Origin of the sequence: Streptomyces sp. OfavH-34-F, from assembly GCF_022347745.1 — a bacterium.
GTDB lineage: Bacteria > Actinomycetota > Actinomycetes > Streptomycetales > Streptomycetaceae > Streptomyces.
Genome location: NZ_JAKRGC010000350.1, coordinates 1 through 6,295, shown reverse-complemented (window position 1 = coordinate 6,295; position 6,295 = coordinate 1). Strand labels below are relative to the sequence as shown.

Annotated in this window: 6 protein-coding genes; all 6 read right to left on the bottom strand. The window is 72.8% G+C overall.

Features of this window, described 5'->3' with window-relative positions; translation table 11 throughout:
* A partial coding sequence (locus MHW47_RS30605) for a Rho termination factor N-terminal domain-containing protein (protein ID WP_239227126.1) occupies positions 1-278 on the bottom strand: 278 nt, incomplete at its 3' end.
* Positions 279-681: 403 nt separating this feature from the next.
* On the bottom strand, positions 682-1,599 hold the full coding sequence (gene thrB, locus MHW47_RS30600) for a homoserine kinase (RefSeq protein ID WP_239227125.1): 918 nt from the start codon (positions 1,597-1,599) through the stop codon (positions 682-684).
* 294 nt (positions 1,600-1,893) lie between these two features.
* Entirely contained in the window at positions 1,894-2,964 is a 1,071-nt protein-coding gene (thrC, locus tag MHW47_RS30595; RefSeq protein ID WP_239227124.1) for a threonine synthase, read from the bottom strand.
* A gap of 6 nt (positions 2,965-2,970) precedes the next feature.
* On the bottom strand, positions 2,971-4,281 hold the full coding sequence (locus MHW47_RS30590) for a homoserine dehydrogenase (protein ID WP_239227123.1): 1,311 nt from the start codon (positions 4,279-4,281) through the stop codon (positions 2,971-2,973).
* A gap of 125 nt (positions 4,282-4,406) precedes the next feature.
* Positions 4,407-5,798 (bottom strand): diaminopimelate decarboxylase, encoded by a 1,392-nt coding sequence (lysA, locus tag MHW47_RS30585; protein WP_239227122.1) that lies wholly within the window; start codon positions 5,796-5,798, stop codon positions 4,407-4,409.
* Between the two features lie 19 nt (positions 5,799-5,817).
* Positions 5,818-6,295: DALR anticodon-binding domain-containing protein (locus tag MHW47_RS30580; protein WP_275449830.1), on the bottom strand; the 478-nt coding region annotated here is incomplete at its 5' end.

Genomic DNA, 6,295 nt, shown 5'->3' with positions numbered 1-6,295 from the left:
GCGGGGGCCGCGCCGGCCTTGGCCTGGGCCGCGGGGGCACCGCCGCCGGCCTGGGCCTCCTTGATGACCTCGATCAACTGGCTCTTGCGCATCCGCGCGGTGCCCTTGATGCCGAGGCCGGACGCGACCTGCTGCAGCTCGGCCAGGACCATGCCCTCAAGGCCGGTGCCGGAGCGGCGGCGCCGTGCGGTGGTGCCAGTGGCAGCACCTTCGGCGGGCGCGGCGCTGTCGACGCTCTTGTCGGCAGTCACGCCCATCAGATCGGTGGTGTCGCTCACGAAGGGTCCTTCCCTGGAGCGGACGTCGGCCTTCTGGCTCGGCGACCGGTTGTGCTGTCCGGCTGCGGTCCTCGGTTGGTGCGGCCCGTGCCGGGGCGGTGGTCCGCCGGATGGAACGGCGGAGAGATGAGGTGTGCATGGGCCCGGCGCGAGCATCCCCCTGCTCGGCCCACTCCTGGACGAGTGAGGGGTGTCGTGCCGGTTCCGGAGCGTGCTCGCAACTGCTCAGGCAGGCTGCTCTGACAGTTGGGGAGGCTCCCGGAAGAAATGGTGGTCCCGAAGGGGACACGAAGCAACGCGCCTCATGGACGTCGATTGCAGACTTGAGGTTAACACTACCGGCTCCAACAAACATTCCCCCTCTCCCTCACCGGCAATCACTTCTCGGCCGGCGGTCTCCCGGCTACGACGTGAGCGGCAGGACGCTCGCGCCCTGCGCGTCGAGGGCGAGCCGGTTGGCCGCCCACCCCTCGCCCGCCAGTCGGGCGACCTTGTCGGCCTCGCCGTCCCCGGCCAGGGCCAGCACCGTCGGGCCCGCGCCGGAGATGACGGCCGGCACGCCCTCGGCGCGCAGCCGGCCCACCAGCTCGACGCTCTCGGTCATGGCGGGCGCGCGGTAGTCCTGGTGCAGCCGGTCCTCGGTGGCCGTGAGCAGCAGCTCGGGGCGCCTGGTCATGGCCTCCACGAGCAGGGCGGCGCGGCCGGCGTTGAAGGCGGCGTCCACGTGCGGGACGGTGCGCGGCAGGAGTCCGCGGGCGGTCTCGGTGAGCACCGGCTTGCCGGGGACGAAAACCACCGGAACGATGGAATCGGCGGGGTCCATCCTGATCGCGCGGGCGGAGGAGCCGTCCATCCAGGCGAGGGTGAATCCGCCGAGCAGGCAGGCCGCGACGTTGTCCGGGTGGCCCTCGATCTCGGTGGCCAGTTCCAGCAGGGCGGCGTCGTCGAGGCGGGCGTCCCCGCCGGTGGTCACGGCGCGGGCGGCGACGATGCCGGCGCAGATGGCGGCGGACGAGGAGCCCAGGCCGCGGCCGTGCGGGATGCGGTTGGCGCAGACGATCTCCAGGCCGCGCGGCTGTCCGCCGAGCAGGTCGAAGGCGGTGCGCAGGGAGCGTACGAGCAGGTGCTTCTCGTCGCGGGGCAGGGTCGAGGCGCCCTCGCCGGCGATGTCGATGTGCAGTCCGGAGTCGGCGACGCGGATGACGACGTCGTCGTACAGGCCGAGCGACAGGCCGAGGGCGTCGAAACCGGGGCCGAGGTTGGCGCTGGTCGCGGGGACGCGCACCCGGACGGCGGCGGCTCGGAAGGCGGGACCGGCCATCGCTGTGACGACTCTCCTTGTGAGGCGGCGGGGAATCCGAGGAGCTGCGGGCGGGATTCTTCGGGGGAGCCGCAACGGCCCGGTGGCACCCCGGCAGATGCGGCGGGGCGGGTGGGGTACAGCTTATCGAAGGAAGGTTCCGTGGCGACATAGGGCGCACGGGAGGCGCACGATGCGTGTCGCACGCCGGTGATGCGCTCTCCGGTGCGGAAAGGGCCGGTCGGGCGGCGTTCCTGACGGAGCGTCGTGCGCGGTCCGGGGGCCGTCGTGCGGACCGGCCCCCGGATCAGCGGGTCACGCCAGGCCGAGCCGCTCGGCGGCGGCGGCCGCGTCGACCGGGACGGTCACCGGCTGCGGGGCACCGGCGACGGCCCAGTCGGGGTCCTTGAGGCCGTTCCCGGTCACCGTGCACACGATCTTCTGGCCGGGGTCCACCTTGCCCTCCTCGGCGGCCTTGAGCAGACCGGCGACGGACGCGGCCGAGGCGGGCTCCACGAAGACGCCCTCCTGGGAGGCCAACAGGCGGTAGGCGGACAGGATCTGACGGTCCGTCACCTCGTCGATGAAGCCGCCCGACTCGTCGCGCGCGGCGAGCGCGAAGTTCCAGGAGGCCGGGTTGCCGATCCGGATGGCGGTGGCGATGGTCGACGGGTCCTTGACGACCTCGCCGCGCACGATGGGCGCGGAGCCGGACGCCTGGAAGCCCCACATGCGCGGCTTGTGCGCGGCCATGCCGTCACCGGCGTACTCGGTGTACCCCTTCCAGTACGCGGTGATGTTGCCCGCGTTGCCGACGGGGAGGACGTGGATGTCCGGCGCGTCGCCGAGCGCGTCCACGATCTCGAACGCGGCGGTCTTCTGGCCCTCGATGCGGACCGGGTTGACCGAATTGACCAGCGCGACCGGGTAGTTGTCCGAGAGCGAGCGGGCCAGCGTCAGGCAGTCGTCGAAGTTGCCGTCCACCTGGAGGATCTTGGCGCCGTGCACCAGGGCCTGGCCCATCTTGCCGAGCGCGATCTTGCCCTGCGGCACGAGGACGGCGCAGACCATGCCGGCCCGGACCGCGTAGGCGGCGGCGGAGGCGGAGGTGTTGCCGGTGGAGGCGCAGATGACGGCCTGGGCGCCCTCCTCCTTGGCGCGGGTGATGGCCATGGTCATGCCGCGGTCCTTGAAGGACCCGGTGGGGTTGGCGCCCTCGACCTTGAGGTGCACCTCGCAGCCCGTGCGCTCGGAGAGGACCTGGGCGGGTACGAGTGGCGTACCACCCTCACGGAGCGTGACGACCGGGGTCGTGTCCGTGACCGGGAGGCGGTCCCGGTATTCCTCGATGATGCCGCGCCACTGGTGGGTGCCCTTGGTGGTCATGGGTCCTTACTCCCCTTCAACACGCATGATGCTGGCGACACCGCGCACGGTGTCGAGCTTGCGCAGCGCTTCGACGGTCCCGGAGAGGGCGGCGTCGGGCGCGCGGTGGGTGACGACGACGAGCGATGCCTCGCCGTCGGTTTCCTGACTGTCCGGCCGGCTCTGCTGGCGGACCGTATCGATGGATACGCCCTGGTCGGCGAAGACCGTCGCGACCTGGGCGAGCACGCCCGGCTTGTCGGCCACGTCGAGGCTGATGTGGTACCGCGTGACGACGTCGCCCATGGGGCTCACCGGCAGCCGCGTGTACGCGGACTCGCCGGGCCCCGGCACCTCGTTCAGCTTGTTGCGGCAGACGGCCACGAGGTCGCCGAGGACGGCCGACGCGGTGGGCGCGCCGCCCGCGCCGGGGCCGTAGAACATCAGCTGCCCGGCGGCCTCCGCCTCGACGAACACCGCGTTGTACGCCTCGCGGACGGAGGCGAGCGGGTGGCTCAGCGGGATCATCGCGGGGTGCACGCGGGCGGTGACGGAGGCCCCGTCGGCGGCGCGCTCGCAGATGGCGAGGAGTTTGACGGTGCAGCCCATGCGGCGGGCGGACGCGATGTCGGCGGCGGTGACCTCGGTGATGCCCTCGCGGTGCACGTCGCCGATGCGGACGCGGGTGTGGAAGGCGATGCCGGCCAGGATCGCGGCCTTGGCGGCGGCGTCGAAGCCCTCCACGTCGGCGGTGGGGTCGGCCTCCGCGTAGCCGAGGGCGGTGGCCTCGTCGAGCGCCTCGGAGTAGCCGGCTCCGCTGGTGTCCATCCGGTCGAGGATGAAGTTGGTGGTGCCGTTGACGATGCCGAGCACCCGGTTGACCGTGTCGCCCGCGAGGGATTCGCGCAGCGGCCGGACGAGCGGGATGGCCCCGGCGACGGCGGCCTCGTAGTAGAGGTCGCGGCCGTGCCGCTCGGCGGCTGCGTGCAGGGCGGCGCCGTCCTCGGCGAGCAGGGCCTTGTTGGCCGAGACGACGCTGGCGCCGTGCTCGAAGGCGGTGGTGATCAGGGTGCGGGCGGGCTCGATGCCGCCGATGACCTCGATGACGACGTCGAGGTCGCCGCGTTTCACCAGGGCGGTCGCGTCGGTGGTGATCAGCGCGGGGTCGATGCCCTCGCGCACCTTGGAGGGCCGGCGCACGGCGACACCGGCGAGCTCCACCGGCGCGCCGATGCGCGCGGCGAGGTCGTCGGCGTGCGTCGTCATGATGCGCGCCACCTCTGAGCCGACCACACCACAGCCCAGCAGCGCCACCTTCAGCGGACGCGTACGCATCATCCGACCTCGTTTCCTTTACAGCTGTTGTACGGACCAGTCTCACTCACCGGACGGGCGTTCCCGCCACCCGTCCGGATCGTGAGACCTTTAGGGGGATACCGTGGTACGGCCCCGGAAATACGGCATCAGCCGACGTCGAGACGCAGGAGATCTTCCTCCGTCTCGCGGCGGACGATCACCCGCGCCGCACCGTCCCGCACGGCGACGACGGGCGGGCGCAGCGCGTGGTTGTAGTTGCTCGCCATGGAGCGGCAGTACGCGCCGGTGGCGGGCACGGCGATCAGGTCGCCGGGGGCCAGGTCGGACGGCAGGTAGGCGTCCTTGACCACGATGTCGCCGCTCTCGCAGTGCTTGCCGACGACGCGGGCGAGCATCGGCTCGGCGTCCGAGGTGCGCGAGGCGAGCGTGACGCTGTACTCGGCGTCGTACAGCGCGGTGCGGATGTTGTCCGACATGCCGCCGTCGACGCTCACGTAGGTGCGCAGGCCCTCCAGCGGCTTGACCGTGCCGACCTCGTACAGCGTGAAGGCGGTCGGGCCGACGATGGCGCGGCCGGGCTCCACGGAGATGCGGGGGGTGGCGAGCCGGGCGGCCTCGCACTCGCGGGTCACGATGTCGCCGAGCGCCTTGGCGATCTCGTGGGGTTCGCGCGGGTCGTCCTCGGAGGTGTACGCGATGCCGAGGCCGCCGCCGAGGTCGATCTCGGGGAGTTCGACGCCGTGCTCGTCGCGGACCTCGGCGAGGAGCTGCACGACGCGGCGGGCGGAGACCTCGAAACCGGCCATGTCGAAGATCTGGGAGCCGATGTGGGAGTGGATGCCGACGAGTTCCAGTCCGTCCAGCGAGAGGGCCCGGCGGACCGCCTCGGCGGCCTGTCCCCCGGCGAGCGCGATGCCGAACTTCTGGTCCTCGTGGGCGGTGGCGATGAACTCGTGGGTGTGCGCCTCGACGCCGACGGTGACGCGGATCTGGACGCGCTGGCGCCTGCCGAGGCGCTGGGCGGTGTGGGCGACGCGGACGATCTCCTGGAAGGAGTCGAGGACGATGCGTCCGACGCCGGCCGCGACGGCGCGCTCGATCTCGTCGACGGTCTTGTTGTTGCCGTGGAAGGCGATGCGCTCGGGGGGCATGCCGGCGTCGAGCGCGGTGGTCAGCTCGCCGCCGGAGCAGACGTCGAGGTTGAGCCCTTCCTCGGTGAGCCAGCGGACGACGGCGCGGGAGAGGAACGCCTTGCCGGCGTAGAAGACGTCGGCGCCGGGTCCGAAGGCGTCGGCCCAGGCGCGGCAGCGGGCCCGGAAGTCGGCCTCGTCCAGGAAGTAGGCCGGGGTGCCGAACTCCTCGGCGAGGCGGGAGACCGGGAGCCCGGCGACGGTCAGGGCGCCGTGCTCGTCGCGGGTGACGGTGCGGGACCACACCTTCGCGTCGAGGGCGTTGAGGTCGTCGGCGGGGGCGAGGTAGTGGCCCTCGGACAGCACGTCGGCGTGACGGGGTCCGGCGGGGTGTGCGGAACGGCTCATCGTGTGTGGCTCTGCTCTCTCAGAGGTGTGCGGGCGCGCTGACGCCGAGCAGGGACAGGCCGCCGGCCAGCACCGTCCCGGCGGCTTCGGCGACGGCCAGCCGGGAGCGGTGGGCGGCCGAGGGTTTCTCCTCCCCGACGGGCAGCGGTGGTGCGGCGTCGTGGAAGTCGAAGAAGGCGCCGGCGACCGCTTCGAGGTGCCGGGCGAGCCGGTCCGGGGCATGGTGCCGGGCGGCGGCGGCGAGGACGGCGGGGTGCGCGTCGAGCAGCGTGAGCAGGGGGGCCGCGCCGGTGGCGTCGATGTCCTCGCCGGGCGCGGCGGCGGTGAGGCGTAGCCGGCCGGCTCCGCGGAGCTGGGCGCGGGCGCGGGCGTGGGCGTAGCGGACCCGGAAGAGGGGGTTGGCCTCGGTCTGGACGAGCAGTTCGGGCCCGAGGGGCGCGTGGTCGTGGCCGGCGGGCCGCAGCAGGCCCCAGCGGGCGGCGTCGGGGCCCGATCGG